The organism is Fontimonas sp. FW305-C-3 (genome assembly GCF_058783185.1).
Genome location: NZ_JBYSYK010000003.1, coordinates 344,098 through 360,667, shown reverse-complemented (window position 1 = coordinate 360,667; position 16,570 = coordinate 344,098). Strand labels below are relative to the sequence as shown.

At 58.0% G+C, this 16,570-nt stretch carries 18 protein-coding genes and 1 other RNA gene; 6 read left to right on the top strand and 13 right to left on the bottom strand.

Going from position 1 to position 16,570, the window contains the following annotated elements:
* Window positions 1-22: 22 nt before the first annotated feature.
* The 3 genes from AC3WUF_RS13190 to AC3WUF_RS13180 all read left to right on the top strand — a co-directional run bounded on the left by AC3WUF_RS13190 (window position 23) and on the right by AC3WUF_RS13180 (window position 2,042).
* Window positions 23-268 carry a helix-turn-helix transcriptional regulator gene (locus tag AC3WUF_RS13190; RefSeq protein ID WP_492426284.1) on the top strand — a complete coding sequence of 82 codons (246 nt, stop codon included), beginning with the start codon at window positions 23-25 and terminating at the stop codon, window positions 266-268.
* Window positions 180-1,307 carry a phage/plasmid replication protein, II/X family gene (locus AC3WUF_RS13185; protein WP_492426282.1) on the top strand — a complete coding sequence of 376 codons (1,128 nt, stop codon included), beginning with the start codon at window positions 180-182 and terminating at the stop codon, window positions 1,305-1,307. Before AC3WUF_RS13190 ends, AC3WUF_RS13185 begins: the two co-directional genes overlap by 89 nt.
* A 120-nt stretch (window positions 1,308-1,427) precedes the next feature.
* Window positions 1,428-2,042 carry a hypothetical protein gene (locus AC3WUF_RS13180; RefSeq protein ID WP_492426280.1) on the top strand — a complete coding sequence of 205 codons (615 nt, stop codon included), beginning with the start codon at window positions 1,428-1,430 and terminating at the stop codon, window positions 2,040-2,042.
* Between the two features lie 437 nt (window positions 2,043-2,479).
* Here the strand turns inward: AC3WUF_RS13180 and AC3WUF_RS13175 are convergent, their stop codons facing one another.
* The 9 genes from AC3WUF_RS13175 to smpB all read right to left on the bottom strand — a co-directional run bounded on the left by AC3WUF_RS13175 (window position 2,480) and on the right by smpB (window position 10,635).
* A complete protein-coding gene (locus AC3WUF_RS13175) occupies window positions 2,480-2,992 on the bottom strand; it encodes a hypothetical protein (protein ID WP_492426278.1) in 513 nt (170 codons plus the stop codon).
* Window positions 2,992-4,029, bottom strand: a complete 1,038-nt coding sequence (locus AC3WUF_RS13170) for a hypothetical protein (protein WP_492426276.1) — start codon at window positions 4,027-4,029, stop codon at window positions 2,992-2,994. The genes AC3WUF_RS13175 and AC3WUF_RS13170 overlap by 1 nt, the downstream gene beginning before the upstream one ends.
* Window positions 4,030-4,140: 111 nt before the next feature.
* Entirely contained in the window at window positions 4,141-5,112 is a 972-nt protein-coding gene (locus AC3WUF_RS13165; RefSeq protein ID WP_492426274.1) for a hypothetical protein, read from the bottom strand.
* The gene (locus AC3WUF_RS13160) at window positions 5,109-5,459 is read right to left on the bottom strand and encodes a nucleotide pyrophosphohydrolase (RefSeq protein WP_492426272.1); all 351 of its coding nucleotides are present in this window, start codon (window positions 5,457-5,459) and stop codon (window positions 5,109-5,111) included. Before AC3WUF_RS13160 ends, AC3WUF_RS13165 begins: the two co-directional genes overlap by 4 nt.
* A 12-nt stretch (window positions 5,460-5,471) precedes the next feature.
* A complete protein-coding gene (locus tag AC3WUF_RS13155; protein WP_492426270.1) occupies window positions 5,472-6,707 on the bottom strand; it encodes an HNH endonuclease in 1,236 nt (411 codons plus the stop codon).
* 22 nt (window positions 6,708-6,729) lie between these two features.
* A complete protein-coding gene (locus tag AC3WUF_RS13150; protein ID WP_492426268.1) occupies window positions 6,730-8,175 on the bottom strand; it encodes a DUF8370 family protein in 1,446 nt (481 codons plus the stop codon).
* Between the two features lie 94 nt (window positions 8,176-8,269).
* Window positions 8,270-9,484 carry a tyrosine-type recombinase/integrase gene (locus AC3WUF_RS13145; protein WP_492427188.1) on the bottom strand — a complete coding sequence of 405 codons (1,215 nt, stop codon included), beginning with the start codon at window positions 9,482-9,484 and terminating at the stop codon, window positions 8,270-8,272.
* Window positions 9,485-9,648: 164 nt separating this feature from the next.
* Window positions 9,649-10,005, bottom strand: a transfer-messenger RNA (tmRNA) gene (gene ssrA, locus AC3WUF_RS13140).
* A 135-nt stretch (window positions 10,006-10,140) separates the two neighbouring features.
* Window positions 10,141-10,635 (bottom strand): SsrA-binding protein SmpB, encoded by a 495-nt coding sequence (gene smpB / locus AC3WUF_RS13135; protein ID WP_492426266.1) that lies wholly within the window; start codon window positions 10,633-10,635, stop codon window positions 10,141-10,143.
* 121 nt (window positions 10,636-10,756) lie between these two features.
* Here smpB and AC3WUF_RS13130 point away from each other — a divergent pair, with 121 nt between their 5' ends.
* Window positions 10,757-12,148: a sodium-dependent transporter gene (locus tag AC3WUF_RS13130; protein ID WP_492426264.1), complete on the top strand. Its 1,392-nt coding sequence runs from the start codon at window positions 10,757-10,759 to the stop codon at window positions 12,146-12,148.
* A 2-nt stretch (window positions 12,149-12,150) separates the two neighbouring features.
* Complete coding sequence (locus AC3WUF_RS13125; RefSeq protein WP_492427186.1) at window positions 12,151-12,441, top strand: RnfH family protein; 291 nt, start codon at window positions 12,151-12,153, stop codon at window positions 12,439-12,441.
* Window positions 12,442-12,499: 58 nt separating this feature from the next.
* Here AC3WUF_RS13125 and AC3WUF_RS13120 read toward each other — a convergent pair whose 3' ends face one another.
* On the bottom strand, window positions 12,500-12,949 hold the full coding sequence (locus AC3WUF_RS13120; RefSeq protein WP_492426262.1) for an outer membrane protein assembly factor BamE: 450 nt from the start codon (window positions 12,947-12,949) through the stop codon (window positions 12,500-12,502).
* Between the two features lie 59 nt (window positions 12,950-13,008).
* Here AC3WUF_RS13120 and fur point away from each other — a divergent pair, with 59 nt between their 5' ends.
* Window positions 13,009-13,425, top strand: coding sequence for a ferric iron uptake transcriptional regulator (gene fur, locus AC3WUF_RS13115; protein ID WP_492426260.1), 417 nt, complete (start codon window positions 13,009-13,011; stop codon window positions 13,423-13,425).
* Between the two features lie 7 nt (window positions 13,426-13,432).
* On the opposite strand, the gene AC3WUF_RS13110 is transcribed toward fur, so the two are convergent.
* From AC3WUF_RS13110 to AC3WUF_RS13100, 3 genes are read right to left on the bottom strand one after another with little or no spacing between them, the layout of a single operon-like run.
* Window positions 13,433-13,765 carry a YnfA family protein gene (locus tag AC3WUF_RS13110; protein ID WP_492426258.1) on the bottom strand — a complete coding sequence of 111 codons (333 nt, stop codon included), beginning with the start codon at window positions 13,763-13,765 and terminating at the stop codon, window positions 13,433-13,435.
* Between the two features lie 14 nt (window positions 13,766-13,779).
* Window positions 13,780-15,462 carry a DNA repair protein RecN gene (gene recN, locus AC3WUF_RS13105; protein WP_492426257.1) on the bottom strand — a complete coding sequence of 561 codons (1,683 nt, stop codon included), beginning with the start codon at window positions 15,460-15,462 and terminating at the stop codon, window positions 13,780-13,782.
* 15 nt (window positions 15,463-15,477) lie between these two features.
* The gene (locus AC3WUF_RS13100) at window positions 15,478-16,389 is read right to left on the bottom strand and encodes an NAD(+) kinase (RefSeq protein ID WP_492426255.1); all 912 of its coding nucleotides are present in this window, start codon (window positions 16,387-16,389) and stop codon (window positions 15,478-15,480) included.
* Window positions 16,390-16,570: the final 181 nt, after the last annotated feature.

The window sequence follows — 16,570 nt, the reverse complement described above, 5'->3', positions numbered from 1 at the left end:
AGTGACTTACAAGGAGGCAACTATGAATGACGCGGCACATGTAGCGACTCGAACCACTTCAGTTCAGCACCGGCTTATTCGGATCAAGGAGGTCTGCGCCAGGACTTCACTTGGGCGGTCCACTGTCTATTCCCATATCAGCAAGGGGCTTTTTCCCCGGCAGCGCCGTCTGACCTCCCATGGCTCAGCTGTATGGGTTGAAGCCGAGGTCAATGAATGGATCGCGAAATGCATTGGCGGACTGCCTGCCGGTGTTGCCCATGCTTAATTCCAATCCGACGGCCTACCAGGGAGGACAGATCGCCGCTGAAAAGGTGTTATCAGTAATACCGCTCATTTCTCTCACCGGTGCGAAAAAGCAGCTACCCCTGATGATTGATTGGGTCACCGCTGTAGTCCCCTATGCCCATTGGGGAAAGATCAGAGGAGGCGTCGTAATGGACATTGATGAGAACGGTGTCGTCCAATGGGAAAAGGACAAATACCTGCGGGTTCAGGGATCTCATTCAGATGCCATCTCCCTAAGAACCCATATGCCCTCAGGAGGTCCCCGCGACACGCATGTCTGGATTTCAGGCAATCCCGCGAAATTTCTTCAGGGGCATAACGTCATCGGTGGGACTGATCTTAAGTATCTAGTTGCCCGTATGGCCGCTGTAGCAATCCAAAACGCCGGTCGCCACGTGTCCTGGTCGCACATTAGCCAATGGCTGAAGGGAGACTTCCGGCTTACGAGGGTTGATATCAACTGCATGATCCCCTGCGGCTCGAGGGCCAAAGCTAGAGCTGCTCTACGGTCGCTGAGCAAGCTGGCCACAATGAGGCACTCAGGCCGTGGTGAGTACACAGGGGAGACTCTTTACTTTGCTAAGAACTCTAAATATCGAGCGATCAAGGTCTACTGCAAGGGCGACGAGCTGCAGAAGCCAACTCGAGCCCTTCCAGATGCATTGCCGAATAGAGACGACCTGTTGGTCATGGCCGACGACGCGCTTCGAATCGAAGTCACCCTTAAATCCAGAGAGCTGGCCGACAGGCGTCTAGCTTCAGGTGCTGCATGGAGCGCGGATGCTGCTTCCAGCACATTTGAAATCTACTTGAATCGACTACAGGTCAGTAGGAATGAGTTGCTATCGAAGCAAGTCTTTCAAGGCTTGCCGAGGTACCTGCAGCTTACGGTTCGCAAGTGGCAAGACGGAGATGATCTGCGCGAGGAGATGAACCCTGCAACATACTACCGACACAAGGGTCAGCTATTGCCCTTCGGAATTGACATTGCAGCCCACCCACAAAATGCCCCCAGTTAGACGAGGGGCGTGGACGAGCGAGCACGGAATGTGGGGCGTGCCGTGCGAACTGGTCGCGGGTACGACTTAGAATATAGTTGCCGCTGTCGGCATTCGTGACCAGGCATCAGTGAGGGTAGCGTGAGTGCACTCGTAGAGATTTTCGATGAGCGAGTCATGTCGGTGTTTGGAGCGGCGGTCGGTCTTGCAGTATATGCATCTGTAGCTCGTCAACTTTTAAGGCGATCTCGCGATCTTCGGAATGAGCGAGGAGAGGCGCTACAAAAGGCAATTAAGAAAGGACTGCTGACTGGCACTCTTGAAGCTGTCGAAGATTTCGTGAACGTCTACAAAGGGGTTCACGGATTGGGAGCGGACGATATTTCCTATCGAGCCGGTTTGGGTCGGGCGCTGCGGGAATACCTGGTAAATCTAGTCGCAGATGAGAGCATCGGGTCCGAAACCAGGCGCCATCTCAAGGTTCGAGCCACGGAAGCGCTAAAGCGCATAGAGGAGGAAGCGCCGTTTGCCGATCTTCCACCCGCAGAGCGCAATCTAGTTCTGGACATCCAAAGGTTTGTAACCGCTGGTGATGGAGACGCAGCGAGGGGCAAACTGCAAGACCTCGCGGGTCTGATCGAGGCGCGCCAGGACGCATTGGAGCGGCTTCAGTCTTCCAACAAGTGGTCTATACCGCTGGCGGTTGTTGGACTTGTGCTGACAGTGATTTTCGGTGTGATATCTCTGATCAAGTGACTCTGAATCGCATCTAGTCCGCCGTCGCGCAGGGCTTCGTTCGGTTTCGACAGAGCGATCTTAGCGGGCGATTTAGAGGGTCGTGGGGCAGAAGGGAAGTCCTTACGTTCCTCGGTAATCCTACTCGTCATTTCATGAGCCCTATTCGAGGCTTAGGTATCCGAGACTCGCGAAACAAACCTGGACATTGATACTAGCGTCAATGGCCTAAGCACCAAGATTTGAGGTGGGGCGAATTCGCGAGGCTTGCCACTTAGGAACTTTAGGGGTTGCCCTATTGAGATCGGTAAAAGTAGCGGCGGGAATGCGCTGTATGCGGGTGATAAAGGAAATGATCCTGACAAGATTGTTCGAACCCGCTTAGGCCTATTTGATCTGAAGCCCCAGTTATCAAGGCAACAGTTGCGGTGCATTCGTGATTGGCTTAATGATGAGATCTAACGCAGTTGCTTCAGTCTTCTATCTTTGTTGATCCGAATTTCAAATTCATCAGATATGCCTAGACCGGGCGAGATTGCATAGATCAAGGCCAGCACAACGAGCCCAAAAAGAACTCCAAGAAAAGCGAAGCTTGTGCCTCTAATAATCTCTACATAATTCTGTAACTCAAAGTTGTACTTTCCCAGCAAGTACGCAAGTTTGACCAATAAACTTGAAACAACGATAAAAAGAGAGATCACCATCGGATTTAGCATTCTGCCGATGACACGGCCCAGCTTTTCCTTTTTGGTCACAGCGGGGTCGAGTATGGATTTGAGCGTGTCGGGATAAACGAGAGCAAGCCAGGCTCCCATGACGCCGAATACGAATACGGCGATTGTCGAGAGTGAGTCGTACATCCCTAATTGCGCTTGCATTGGTACGGCGCGGCCCAGGCAAGAAATCCCGAAGATCGCTGGAACGCCGAGCAGCGAAATCAGAATGTATAGCCCCGGCTTTACGTACTTCATTAGTCCAGAGTGCTTATGAGATTGGCTCGGCGAGCGCTAATCGCCTCCAGAATGGAGGTGGCTGAAACAGTCTTCTGATCTCCGCGAGCGACGTCCAGCTCAATGTCGACGCGAGCTCTCGCACTGTCAAGCCAGACGGGAGTTTGAGATCCCTGCAATCGGAAACCGGTCCTCTGCCAAGCGGATTCATTCTGCTCCTCGGAAAAACTCGCCAGAATTTCCTCGAACTCTGCCTCGGTCGGGCACATATCAATTGTGTAGTCGACCTTGACCTCCGATGAGAGCATGGGTTCTCCAACAAATCCTAGGTGCTTGAGGAGGCGCTTATACAGCGACTGATTTTTACTCTTGCCTGGCTTAAGAATTTGGTGACGAACAACTTTGGTGATTCTATTTCGATTGGTTCGAAGATGATCTAAATCAGCGTGATTGTGCTTCAGGACGCTTTTGAATCGTGGAATAAGATGCTGGGGAGTGTCTCCGGGATGCTCGCAATATCCCAACTGCTGATCATCAGCATCTGGCTCGGTGCTAGGCTGAGCGGCAACAAATTTTGAGTGCCTTTCCAGAAATCCAGTTAGGTATTTATCAATAGCAAGATGTCCATTTCGCATGTCGCCGAACTGGATCGTGACGAGCAACCCCTCGGACGGGAGAATCCAGAAGTATGCGGGGTACCCTGGAATGCTGGTTGTATTTGGAAGCTCAGTGCCTTCGATGGCTGCGACACCCACGGGTTGAGTACCGTCGACGCTTTCGACTAGGCCATCAGCGAGAGGAGTTTCATTCCAGCTTACGAGCACGAAGTCGCCCTTTGAATCCTTCTGCATATCCAGGCAATAGGTATGCATGAACGGGTCATCTTCTGAGGGTGTGTAAGTGCATGTTTCCTGGAGAGCTTTGCCATCTTGTTTTACCCAAGACAACAGATTGCTCAAGGTGCTTGCCGGCTCACCGAACGCTCGGGCTTTTCCGCCAAGCGTGTAGTAGCCGCATGCTTTGATGTCGTAAAAGTGCAACTTTGCAGGCTCCTGCATTCGACTCCCCCGAGTCATCAAAAATCATGCCCAGGGTGCCCGGGCTCTGCCGCCAGTGCAACAACATATACGGTGGCAGGCTCAAAAGCCGAGCCAGTTCAGCGACCGCCATCACTCTTCGGTGCCTGCATGCCAAGAAAAATATGGTGCTGATGAGCGCGACCAGTACTTGCACGAACGTCCGACCAAGGCGGCGACGTATGTCCGTGCGACTTCGCACTTTGGAGCGGAATTACCTGCGGCCACCATGCCATTTTTGACGACGACATAGGCCTTCTCAAAAAGATCATCGCAACCGAATTTGCACAGAGGCATCGCGATGTTTGTGAAGTCCAATCGCTCTTCGATGGTGCATATGCTCCGCTTCTTTACATGCGCCGCCACAAGAAACTCTACTGAATACTCACGGCCGCACAGAGCGCAGGGCATAGTTCTTTCTGATCGGAAGACCCAGCGCCGTAGCGCTGCCTGCTCCTTTCGTAAAAAGACAGTGGAAAGCAGATCCGTGCTCCCCGATTCCGATAGCCGGCGAGCTTCTTCGGAAATATCTTCCTTGCTTACATTTGGTAAGTAGCTTGAGCTACCTATTTCCAGGCCTAGAAGAATCGCTTCACTGCGCTTCTCGTCAACTACGTTGAATCCCATCCACGCATTGCTCAATGCGAAGCCGGCGAGTTGATTAACGAGTGACTTAGGTACTCGCTGTTCGCGCACTTCGGCAATGAAAAAAAGATACTCCCAGGTGTTGCCGGAGGGGTCTGTTCCCCATAGTTCGTGAGCTAGGGCTGCATTGCGTGCTGTGTGAACAACGACGGCAGACGCATATGAAACTCCTTTCCCACCGAACAATACGACATCTCCTCGTTGAATCTGCCTCCACTTACCGACGTTTGAACCATTCGTCGCGGGAGTGACTCCCCAAGTGGCGATTCCGAACCCGTCTGCTGCCTGCGACAAGATATCGATGTCATCTGTCGGAAGGTGATTTGCAAGCTGGACCAGAGGGACGGGGCGCTTGACGGTATCTCGATAGTGGCGTAGGGATGCGTCGTTACCTGCAGGTTGAAGGATGACGCGTGTCATGGAGTGCGCCTGTTGTACTTATCAGCATTTCCGCGAGCAGCATCTACGGGGTACTTGCGACCGTTGAGTTCTATCTTTGAGAGTGCAGCTTTCTCGAGATCGATGTTTAGTTTGTCGGCAAGACGTAGCAAGTACAGAAGCACATCAGCCATCTCTTCGGATGCAAGGGCGATCCCTTTTGAGTCCAATGCCCTAGATTGCTCTTCGGTTAACCATTGAAAAATATCGACCAGCTCTCCCGCTTCGCCGGCTAGTGCCATGACGAGATTTTTGGGGCTGTGAAACTGATCCCAATCGCGCTCCTTAGCGAAGTCTGCGAGAAGTCCCTGAATTTTCTTTGTGTTCATTGAGCTATCCATCTACTCAGGCCGCAAGTCGGCTATATTTTTGATAAGAGTCAGCTGCTTTTTTCGCGCGTCTATGCCGTAGTGAAGTTCGCGATGGCAGTTGGGGCATATCGCAACGGCGTTCGAAGTGGTGTCGGTTCCGCCATCCGCCAGGCGACGTACATGGTGTACTTCTAAGTACGGGTCGCCTGCTGCATCACTAAACGGGGCGGGGCGCTGACAGCATTCACAGATCCCTCTGGCGCGTTTCAGTACCCAAGCTTTTACTTGTGCGTCTCGCGTGAAGGTGGTGACGACACTCGCGGTGCGAACGGGATCAATCGCACCTCTTGGCTTGGTAAACGTTACGGAGATCAAGCGCTTTGTTTCAAGTTTCTCTTCTACGGCATGTGCCTCAGTGTCAGGCGCGCCTTGCGAAATAATCGCTGTGATTCTTGATCCAATATCGGTGCCGACATTCTTTGCGGGCGCTAGGCCAGCGATCCACTCGCGGCCCATTAGAGCGAGGATGTAGGAGATGTTCTGCATCCTGTATTCGAATGCCTTGGCGGATCGACCAAAGGTGCGAGCAAGTTCACGGTACGTCCCTGCCTTGTTGATCTGTCCGCCATTTCGTATGGATTCTTGTAAAGATTGATATGCAGTGACTGTTGCACGAAGCTCTTCGTTGGACCAGGCTGTGGCGGATCGGAGCGCTGCTCCTCGGCGAACCTCGAAGGCGCCAGATTGAACGTCATATGTTCTTAGTTCCCAGTCTTCCGGATCCAGTAGCCGCTTAGAAACCTTGGAGTGTCCGCCGCCGATGTCGTCTTTATCTTTCTGCTTTCCGTCAACGACAATGATGCGTATGGGCGCGCGACGTTCGGAAGCTTCGTGCATGCGCTGATCGCACGCTCGTGCCCGAGTCGATTGGCTGCCAAATGTCTGGCGTACTTTGGAAGCTTGAGCGTGATCTCTAGAGAGAGCTTCTAACTTTTCTGCGAGTTGGCGAAAATTTCCTTTCCAGTGAATCCCGTTGGCATCAGATCTGAGACTGCTGTGCCACATGCAGAAGATTGCGGGCTCATCGACTGCGCCAAACGCCCACTCATAGCAATAGCGGGGGTTGGCCGCCGGGTGCTTTACCGGACTTCCATCTTTTGTCTTCCTCCATGCTGAAACGTCTACGCCAGCTTCGGAGAGAAGATCCATCACCCGAAGTCGGGCAGTTGGGCGTAGATCGGCAATGATTTCCTCGTCAGATGCCATGCATGCCATCCTCTTCTGAGTTCTATTTCCGCTTGCTCGCAGTTGCCTTCAGCGCGCCATCGACGAACCTAAGGTGCGACACCTGCTTGTATGTCTTGTTCAGCGTGTTGTGTGCGGATACTAAGTCTTTCGCCTTGTTGCCCATTTTCCCAACGTCCAGAACCAGATAGATCGCACGATCTGTAAGCTGCGCTCTCTTATAGACTTCCAGCTGCTTTGTATATCCGCTAACTAACGCTGTATTCGTGGAGAGCTTTATCTCGACAAGAACACGCTTAGAGAAGCCGTCGGAAAATTTGAAATCTACCTTTCCGTTGCCGGTGTCGAGCTCCGGAGAGATATCTATGTCGTTCGCATGGCAGTATGAGTATGCAATTGCGAAGAAGAGGCGCTGAGCTGTGGACTCGTGACGCGGCCTGTCTTTTGTTCTGTAGAGCTCCTTGTTCAGGCCGCACTCTTCGATCATGTGCTGAAACTGATCGACAACCAAGCTGACCAAATCGAACAATGCGTCGAGCGACTTTGCCTTTGGGCGCTTCAGCTGAAGGGGGTTATTTTCCGCGTATTGGCGTCCCTTGGTTGCCCACTGAATCACGCCTTCAGGATCGGTCTTTACATCGTAGGGAAGAGCGGACGCCTCGTTGATCGAATCTAGCAAGGTCTGAAAAGCTTCTTGGCTCGCAAGCGCTTGAGATTTAAGTAGTCCCTTTTTTCGTTTCGTTTTCTTCTGCCAAATTTCGGCTACATGCTGGTTGATGCGTTCTCTGAGCGCTGCGTTGTGCTGAGCAGCTGCTGCAATCTCATCCCAATCTCTGGCGACCGGCAGGTCCCTCAGGATATCGGTTGGAACCAAGATAATTGGTACCCTCTGTGCTTCAAACGGATTCCGCAAGAATGTTGCGAAGCTCCCATCGGGTTGCCGAAAGGGTTCCCCTTCCATGCCCAGCTTGAGCAGAGCTCCTTGATTGAATGCAATCAGAGCCGGAAAGATGATGTGGGTCGTAAGGTCGCTAAGCCTGTCGGGTCCAATATCTTCTTCGAATAGAGCCATCGCCGAGAACAGAGCGGGATTCGACACGCCTACGTCGATTACTTCGGAGGCAACTTTCAGTATTCGATTTGCCAGGGTCTCGCCAATCGCGCTTCCGTGTATGGATCCAGCTCCGTATCCCAGACATGTGCCGACTGTTTCTTGGACTTTGAGAAGGCGTTTCGCAGCTTTCCAGGGGGCATCGTTTACTGCCTTGCTTGCGTTAAGCAGATCGATAATTCGCTCGAAATGGAGGCGATATAGCTTGGTAGCTTTTCCTCGCAGTTCTTTATGTTTGCTATCGCCGAAAAGAAGGGGGTCAATAAATAGCTTCGTGTCGAGAGCTAGTGTTGCGTCAAGAACGCCCGCTTTATCAAGTGCAAGTGGATCGATGCCAAAGTGGCCACTTAACGTGATGGGATTTTTCGCACTGCCCATGAGTTTCATCCCCCCGGATGACCTGTCCGCCCCTGTCGAGTGAGTGTAGTCCCTTGAGCGGGGCGGTGTGTTGGCGAAGGGTCTACGGGACTGGCTATGCGAGTTGCTGCCCAGAGCGCAAAGTGTCCAGGTAGTCAGCCCACGATTGCATCATCGTCCTGCGCTCGGGTAGATGCTCAGCATAGTTGTACGCAGCGCTTACTGCATTGCGCTCGGCATGGGCCAATTGACGCTCGATAACTTGATGGTTCCACCCTTGCTCATGCAGTAGGGTGGAGGCCATGCTCCTGAAGCCGTGCCCCGTCATTTCCTCTTTGCTGTAACCCAAAGTGCGTAGAGCAGCGAGGATTGTGTTTTCGCTCATCGGATTGTTTCGCTTCCGAACGCCGGGGAAAACGTAGCGTGGTCCCTGTGGATTCGCAATGGACGTTCCGGAAGTAAGCGGAGCTAGCTCGGTCAGTATCTCTACGGCTTGTCTACTTAGAGGCACGATATGCGTAACGCGCATCTTCATTTTTCCAGCGGGAATCCTCCATTCAGCCTTTTCTAGGTTGAACTGGCTCCACTCTGCCTTGCGAAGTTCGCCTGGTCTGACAAATACGAGCGGAGCCAGTTGCAGCGCGCACCTGACCACGAAAGTTCCTGAGAAGCTGTCTATCGCACGCATCAATCCACCAACCGCTTTCGGATCGGTAATGCTCGCGTGGTGTTTGCCTTTCGTGGGTGGTAAGGCCCCTCTTAGATCCGGGACGGGATTTCTCTCTGCTCGGCCAGTGGCGATGGCGTATCGGAACACCTGCCCACAGTTCTGAAGAACTCGGTGAGCAGTATCGAGTGCCTTCCTGCCTTCAACCCGACGGGCTATTTGCAGTAGCTCGGGCGCTTTGATATCGCTAACGGACTTGGTTCCTATCCACGGGAATACGTCAGCTTCTAGCCTCTGAATAATGCGGTCAGCATGGCTGGGCACCCAGGTTGGCGAGAGCTTTTTGTGCCACTCACGGGCAACGGCTTCGAAGCTCGCCGCGCCTGCTTTGGCTATTTGAGCGGCTTGTCGTTCATCGCTAGGATTCACGCCGTTTGCGAGTAGCTTTTTTGCTTGATCGCGTTTGGCGCGCGCCTCTTTCAGCGAGATGGTTGGATAGACGCCCAGGGAGATGCGTTTCTCCTTTCCCTCATAACGGTACTTCAGGCGCCACCACTTACCCCCGGTTGGGGAAATCTCTAAGTACATGCCTCCAGCGTCGAAAAGGCGCTGAGTTTTCGCCGTTGGCGATGCATTCTTAATTCTGATGTCGGTAAGCGGCATTGGGGGCAGCAGGCTCATTGCTGGGCTGGGGTGCCCCCGAACTTGCCCCGCCTTGCCCCCGGATGTCAACGGACTTTCCAGGACTTCTATAGACGGTGGGAAATAAAAAACCCCGCTATTACACGGGGTTAGTGGACATTGTGGGATCGCTATGGACCCTTATTTGGTGGAGATGGCGGGAATCGAACCCGCGTCCGACAACCTTCCGTTCTTCGATCTACATGCTTAGCCTAATCTTTGATTTTCGACTTCGGTTCCCGGATAGGCACGGAACGCCGTCGCTTATTCCCTTAAGGTTTTAGCAAATCGGCCAAGGACGGGCTTCAATGCGAGTTGATGAGAGTCGACATCTGATTCAGGGGCATCAACACCGTCTGGTCAGACGCTCGCCGGATTTAGGCGGCGAGGGCGTAGTTGGAGTCGTTCGCAACTAGCTTGGTTGCGGAAGTTATTAACGAGGGCCATCCGCGCCTCGGCATGCACGTCAAATTTCCAGTCACCGTCGAAGCCATGTCATCCCCGAGGTACGGGGTAAGACTACCACGAAGGGGCGGAGTTCCGTTCGGTGCCGTAGCCCGGATGGAATCCGGGGGCTTTGCTCTTTGCTGGTGGGGCTGTCCCGGATTTCATCCGGGCTACGGGCTTTTCTTAAAGGCTTAAGAGGCGTGCCGCATGATGCGGCCTTTCTGGCGCTCCCAGTCCTTTTCCTTGATGTCGGCGCGCTTGTCGTGGTTCTTCTTGCCCTTGCCGAGGCCGATCTGCAGCTTGGCGCGACCGCGCGTCCAGTGCATTTCCAGGGGCACCAGGGTGTAGCCGGCGCGCTCGACCTTGCCGATCAGGCTGGACAGCTCGCGCTCGTGCAGCAGCAGCTTGCGGGTGCGGGTGGCGTCGGCGATCTCGTGGGTGCAGGTCTGCTTGAGCGGCGTGATATGGGCGCCGATCAGGAAGGCTTCGCCATTCTTGAGCACCACATAGGCTTCGGCGACCTGGGCGCGGCCGGCGCGCAAGGCCTTGACCTCCCAGCCCTGCAGCATCAGGCCGGCTTCGTAGTCGTCTTCGATGAAATAGTCGAAACGCGCGCGGCGGTTGACCGCGATGGTTCGCGGCTGCGCGTTGTCGCCGGCCTTCTCGGCCTTGTCTTTCTTGCTCATGGGCAAATTATAGGTGGTGGCGGCTAGACTAGCGCGCAAGAGACCACCACGAAGCCGCGCAGAGCGGACCAAACAGGACTTGCCAGCGCATGAGTTTCGGGGCCTACCGCCGGAGACAGGGATGAATATCCGCGAAAGCAGCCACGGAACCTGGAGTTCGTCGCAAAGCTTCATCGTGGTCGCCGCCGGCGCGACGGTGGGCATCAGCAACCTGACGCGCGTGCCTTATCTGATGGGCGAGTACGGCGGTGGCGCCTTCCTGCTGGTGTACGTGGCGGCGCTGCTGCTGATTGCCGCGCCGCTGCTGGCGGCGGAGCTGATGATCGGCCGCTGGGCGCGCGATGACCTGATTGCCGGCTTCCGCCGTCTCGCCGAGACCGCCAGGGCGAAGCGCATCTGGGTCGTCATCGGGCGCATGGCGCTGACGGGTGCGGTGCTGATCCTGTCGTACTACAGCGTCATTGCCGGCTGGAGCATGGCCTATGCATTCCGCACGACGACCGGGGAATTCTCCGGCATGGCGGATGCCGAGGCGGCGACGGTTTTCCTGAATCTGGCGCGCGATCCGGAGCGCTGCCTGTCCTGGCACACGATCTTCATGGTGATCGTCTGCGTGGTCGTTGCCCACGGCTTTCGCGAGGGGATCGAGCGGACGGCGATGCGTCTGATGCCGGCGGCCGCGGCGATGATCCTCGCGCTGTGTACCTACGCATTCGTCACGCTCGATTCCAGTGCGGCGCTGTCCTGGCTGCTGACGCCGGATTTCGACCGGCTCGGCTGGCGCGGCGCGATGGAAGCGCTGCACCAGGCGTTCTTCACGATGAGCTTGGGGTTCGGCGTCATCATGGGCCTGGGCGCCTACTTGCCGACCACCGCGCCGATCAAGCGCATCGCGCTGGTGCTGGTGATGCTCGATGTACTGGTCAGCGTGCTGTCGGGCGTGGCGCTGTTCACGGTGATCTTCTCGGCCGGGCTGAAACCGGTGCCGGGACTGGCGCTGATCTTCCAGGTGTTGCCGCAGAGCCTGCCGCCGACGCTGGGCGGCACGCTGTTCGGCGTCACTTTCTTCGCGCTGATGTTCATCGTCACGCTGTGTTCGGCGACGGCGCTGCTGGAGCCGCTGACCCGTTACATGATCGATCGATGGCGCATGACGCGAGTCTTCGCCGCCGCCAGCAGCGCCTTGATCGTCTGGTATCTGGGCCTGGGGACGCTGCTGTCGTTCAGTCTGTTCCAGGACGCCGAGCTGTGGGGTCTGAATTTCTTCGGCTGGCTGCAGTTCATCACCGCCAGCTGGCTGGCGCCGGCGACCGGGCTGCTGATCAGCGTGTTCGTCGTCAGCATCATGCCGCGCGATCTGACGCGTTCGATGTGGGGCGAGCGCGACGGTTGGCTCTTTGGCATCTGGTTCTTCGCGCTGCGCTATCCGGCGCGCCTCGGCCTGATCCTGATCCTGCTGTACGCGTCGGGTCTGCTCGATCGCCTCGTCAGCTTCTGGAATGTGCCCGCTTGAGCGTGGCGTCGCTGCAGATCGAGGTCGTCTACGCGCTTGCGGACGAACAGCAGGTCATTTCGCTCTCGGTGCCGGCGGGCGCGACGGTACGCGAGGCGGTCGAGCGCTCCGGCATCCTGCAGCAGTGGCCGGAGATCGATCTGGCGCGCAACAAGGTCGGGCGCTGGAACCGGGTCGTTGAACTGGACGAGTTGGTGAGCGCAGGCGATCGCATCGAGATCTACCGCCCGCTGCTGATCGATCCCAAAGCGTCGCGCCGCGCGCGCGCCGCCGATGCCAGGAAGGGCAGGTAGTTTCGCCTCAAAACAAAACCGGCCTTTCGGCCGGCTTGGTTGACTGCGCGATACCTGCCTACGGCTGCTGCTGCTCCGGCGTGACCACGACGCCCTGCTGCTGACCGGCATCGCCGGCAGCGCGCTCTTCTTCCTTGGCCGCCTTCTTCTCGTCGTCGATGACGGTCTTCAGGTCGGGGTTCTCGATTTCCGGTTCCGCCGATGCTTTCTCGATGCCTTCCATCTTGGCGAGCTTCTGCTCGCCGTCGAAGTACAGCGTGACGACGCGCTTCGACACCTGACCGCGCGGCGACTTGTAGTAGCCCACGTAATCCCAGCGATCGGCGCGGAACGGGCTCGCCGCCAGCGGCGTGCCGAGCAGATAAGTGACCTGAGGCTGGGTCATGCCGACCTTCAGCTGATCGAGCTGCTTCTGCTCGATGACGTTGCCCTGACGGGTCGGCAGCTTGTAAATGATCTGGCAGCCGCTGAGCAAAACGGTGCAAATAAGGACGACAAAGACGCGCATCGGGTTGCCCAGTCTGAAGGAGCGAGGATAATAGCCGAAACATCACATCAGGCGCCGACGTGGAAACCTCCGACCTTCGCAATGCTGGCCTCAAGGTAACGCTGCCGCGGCTCAAGATTCTTGAGTTGCTGGAAAACAGTGAAATGCGGCATCTGTCCGCGGAAGACATCTACCGCAAGCTGATCGACCTCAACGAGGACGTTGGCCTTGCCACGGTTTACCGCGTGCTGACCCAGTTCGAGGCCGCCGGCCTGGTGCAGCGCCACCATTTCGAGGGGGGCTCCGCCGTTTTCGAACTCGATCGTGGTCCGCACCACGATCACATGGTCTGCCTGGAAACCGGCAAGGTCATTGAGTTTGTCAGCGAAGAGATCGAAAAGTTGCAACACCAGATCGCCGAAAAGCACGGCTACATCGTCGAGGAGCACAACCTCGTGCTGTACGTGCGGCCGAAGAACAAGGCCGCGAAGCGCTGAAGCGGGCCTAGCTGTGGCGCGGCCCGAGCATGATGATCAGCATGCCGAGCAGCGCCACCGAAGCGCCCAGCCAATCGGTCGGGGTCGGACGGATCGACTCCACCGCCCATAGCCAGAGCAACGCCACGCCGATATAGACGCCACCGTATGCGGCGTAGATGCGGCCGGCGGCTTGCGGATGCAGGGTCAGCAACCAGGCGAATGCCGCCAGGCTGAGCGCGGCGGGGACCAGCAGCCACGCGCTGCGGCCCTGCTTCAGCCACAGATAGGGCAGGTAGCAGCCGACGATTTCCGCGACGGCGGTGAGCGCGAAAAGCCCGAGCGTCCGCAGGGCTTCCATAGCGTTAACAGGCCCTAGGCTGCCGCTGCACGCTGCAGCAGGTCGCGCGCATGCTCCAGCGCCGCGCTGGACACTGCGACGCCGCCCTGCATGCGGGCGATCTCCTCGACGCGCTGTTCGGCATCCAGCCGCTTGACCTGGGTATAGGTCTGGCCGGCCTTGACCGTCTTGGCGATGCCGTAATGCCCGTGGCCCTGCGCGGCGACCTGCGCCAGATGGGTCACGCACAGCACCTGACGCTCGGTGCCGAGCGCGCGCAGCTTCTGGCCGACGATCTCGGCGACCGCGCCGCTGATGCCGGCGTCGACCTCGTCGAAGATCATCGTCGCCGCGCCGCCGGCCTGCAGGCCGGTGACCTGGATCGCCAGCGAGACGCGCGACAGCTCGCCGCCGGACGCGACCTTGGCGAGCGGCTTCGCGGCCTGGCCGGGATTGGCGGTGAAATCGAAGCGGATGTGATCGCTGCCGTGCGCGCTGATCGCCGCGCCGCTGTCGGCTTCGACAACGACGATGAATTGCGCACTCGCCATCCCCAGCGTCTTGACGACGCTGGTGACACCCTGCGAGTAGCGCTTGGCGGACTTGACGCGGGCCGCGCTGAGTACGCTGCACTGCTTGCGGTAGTCGGCGAGGGCGCTCTCGCGCCGGCGCTCCAGCGCGGCGAGATTGTCGGAAGCGTGGGCCAGCAGATCGAGCTTTTCGGCGAGCTGGCTGTGATGGGCGTGCAGGCCGTCCGGCCGCACGCGATGTTTGCGCGCCGTGTCGTGAATCGCCTGCAGGCGCGACTCGACGGCCTGCAGGCGCTCGGGGTCGAGCTCCATGTGATCGAGTACGCGGCGGATCGTGTCGGCGGCGTCCTGGATCTGCGCCTGCGCACCGCTGACCGCATCGCTGGCGGCGCGGAAGTCCGCATGCAGCGGCACCAGGCCATCGACCAGGCCCTGCACTTCGCTGAGCTGGTCGTAGATCGTGTCGTCGCCGCTGTACAGGCGTTCCTGGGCGGTGCCGCCGTCCTGCAGCAGGCGGCCGGCGCTGGCGAGGCGGCGATGATCGGTGTCGAGCTGTTCGAGCTCGCCCTGCTCCAGCTTGAGCGCGTCGAGCTCCTGGACCTGGAAGCGCAGGAAATCGATCTGCGCCGGGTCGCCCTTGGCGGCGCCGCGCAAGGACTCGATCTCGGCGTCGATTGCGGCAATCGCGCCCGCGGCGCCGGCGACGGCCTTGAGTTCGCTGTTGTGCTTGCCGTAGCTGTCGAGCAGTTCGCGCTGGATTTCGGCGCGCAGCAGGGTCTGGCTTTCCGACTGACCGAAGATGTCGACCAGCAGCTCGCCGAGTGAGCGCAGCTGCGCGGCGGTAACGGCGCTGCCGTTGACGAAGGCGCGGCCGCGGCCGCCGGCCTGGACGACGCGGCGGATCACGACGGTCTGTGGATCGTCAGCGTCTTCGAGGCTCTGTTCGCGCAGCCAGCGCAGCGCGGCGCCGTTGGGTTCAAGCTGGAATTCGGCACTGACCTCGGCACGCTCGGCGCCGCTGCGGACCTGGCCCAGATCGGCGCGGGTGCCGATCGCCAGGCCGATCGCGTCGATCAGGATGGACTTGCCGGCGCCGGTTTCGCCGGTCAGCACATTGAAGCCGGCCGCCCATTCGAGCTCCAGGGAGTCGATCAGCGCCAGGTTGGAGATATTGATTGCTTTCAGCATGCTGCGTTGTTTATTTCAGCTGGTTTCTGAGTTGAGGATCGGACCGCGTCCCCAGTGCAGCTTGTTGCGCAGGATATTGAAGTAGCTATAGCCCTTGGGGTGGATCAGGCTCAGCCGCGACTTCGCCGCACGCACTTCCAGCACTTCGCCGGGCCCGAGGATTTCGCTGTTCTGGCCGTCGCAGGTGCACATGGCGACGGCGGATTCGCTGCCGCGCAGGATGATGCGCACGGTCTGGCGCGCGCCGACGACGATCGGGCGGTCGGACAGCGTGTGCGGGCAGATCGGCACCAGCGCGATCGCCTCGAGCCCGGGATGCAGCACCGGACCGCCACCGGACAGCGCATAGGCGGTCGAACCGGTCGGAGAGGAGACGATGAAGCCGTCGGCCCGATGCTGGGAGATGAATTCGTCGTCGAGCCAGGTTTCGAACTCGAGCATGCGGATCGAGGCCTGGTTGCGGATGACGACGTCGTTGATCGCGAGGAACGGGCCGATGGTCTGCTGGTCACGGCGCTGGATGCACGCTTCGAGCAGCAGACGCTCTTCGCGTTCGTACTGGCCGGCAAAGACGGCGCGCAGCGTCTCGCGGATTTCGTTGGGGGCGACGTCGACCATGAAGCCAAGCCGGCCCTGGTTGACGCCGAGGATCGGCACGCCATGCGGCGTCACCGCGCGGGCGACCGACAGCAAGGTGCCGTCGCCGCCGACGACGACGATCAGGTCGCAGCGCTTCGCCATCTCGGCGCGCGTCGTGCGTTCCGCTCCGCAGGTTTCGAGGCCGACCGCGCCCTGTTCGACCAGCACCGTGCGGCCCAGCTCGACGAGGCTGTCGCAGAGCTGGAGCAGGGTCGGGGCGACGCGGCTGTCCGCGCGGCGGCCGATCAGGCCAACAGTCTGGAACCCAGCGGTCTGGAAATTGGACATGCGGAGAGAACGTGGGCGAAAAGGCCTGATCGAGGATCAGCGGCTCGGGCGACTGTCGTGGAGGGTACAGAGAAATCCTCGCGCATTCGAGTGCTGTCCTCTGCTGCCTTGAATCCGGTACGGTTTGCCACCAACTAGCGATGTCGGGATGCGACATCCGCATGCCGATCAACAGGAGAGC

What these genes read in the sequence shown, in the direction of transcription:
- AC3WUF_RS13190 (WP_492426284.1), top strand. Translation starts at nt 23, where the DNA reads ATGAATGACGCGGCACATGTAGCGACTCGAACCACTTCAGTTCAGCAC.
- AC3WUF_RS13185 (WP_492426282.1), top strand. Translation starts at nt 180, where the DNA reads ATGGCTCAGCTGTATGGGTTGAAGCCGAGGTCAATGAATGGATCGCGA.
- AC3WUF_RS13175 (WP_492426278.1), bottom strand. Translation starts at nt 2,992, where the DNA reads ATGAAGTACGTAAAGCCGGGGCTATACATTCTGATTTCGCTGCTCGGC.
- AC3WUF_RS13170 (WP_492426276.1), bottom strand. Translation starts at nt 4,029, where the DNA reads ATGCAGGAGCCTGCAAAGTTGCACTTTTACGACATCAAAGCATGCGGC.
- AC3WUF_RS13165 (WP_492426274.1), bottom strand. Translation starts at nt 5,112, where the DNA reads ATGACACGCGTCATCCTTCAACCTGCAGGTAACGACGCATCCCTACGC.
- AC3WUF_RS13160 (WP_492426272.1), bottom strand. Translation starts at nt 5,459, where the DNA reads ATGAACACAAAGAAAATTCAGGGACTTCTCGCAGACTTCGCTAAGGAG.
- AC3WUF_RS13155 (WP_492426270.1), bottom strand. Translation starts at nt 6,707, where the DNA reads ATGGCATCTGACGAGGAAATCATTGCCGATCTACGCCCAACTGCCCGA.
- AC3WUF_RS13150 (WP_492426268.1), bottom strand. Translation starts at nt 8,175, where the DNA reads ATGGGCAGTGCGAAAAATCCCATCACGTTAAGTGGCCACTTTGGCATC.
- AC3WUF_RS13145 (WP_492427188.1), bottom strand. Translation starts at nt 9,484, where the DNA reads ATGCCGCTTACCGACATCAGAATTAAGAATGCATCGCCAACGGCGAAA.
- smpB (WP_492426266.1), bottom strand. Translation starts at nt 10,635, where the DNA reads ATGAGCAAGAAAGACAAGGCCGAGAAGGCCGGCGACAACGCGCAGCCG.
- AC3WUF_RS13130 (WP_492426264.1), top strand. Translation starts at nt 10,757, where the DNA reads ATGAATATCCGCGAAAGCAGCCACGGAACCTGGAGTTCGTCGCAAAGC.
- AC3WUF_RS13120 (WP_492426262.1), bottom strand. Translation starts at nt 12,949, where the DNA reads ATGCGCGTCTTTGTCGTCCTTATTTGCACCGTTTTGCTCAGCGGCTGC.
- AC3WUF_RS13110 (WP_492426258.1), bottom strand. Translation starts at nt 13,765, where the DNA reads ATGGAAGCCCTGCGGACGCTCGGGCTTTTCGCGCTCACCGCCGTCGCG.
- recN (WP_492426257.1), bottom strand. Translation starts at nt 15,462, where the DNA reads ATGCTGAAAGCAATCAATATCTCCAACCTGGCGCTGATCGACTCCCTG.
- AC3WUF_RS13100 (WP_492426255.1), bottom strand. Translation starts at nt 16,389, where the DNA reads ATGTCCAATTTCCAGACCGCTGGGTTCCAGACTGTTGGCCTGATCGGC.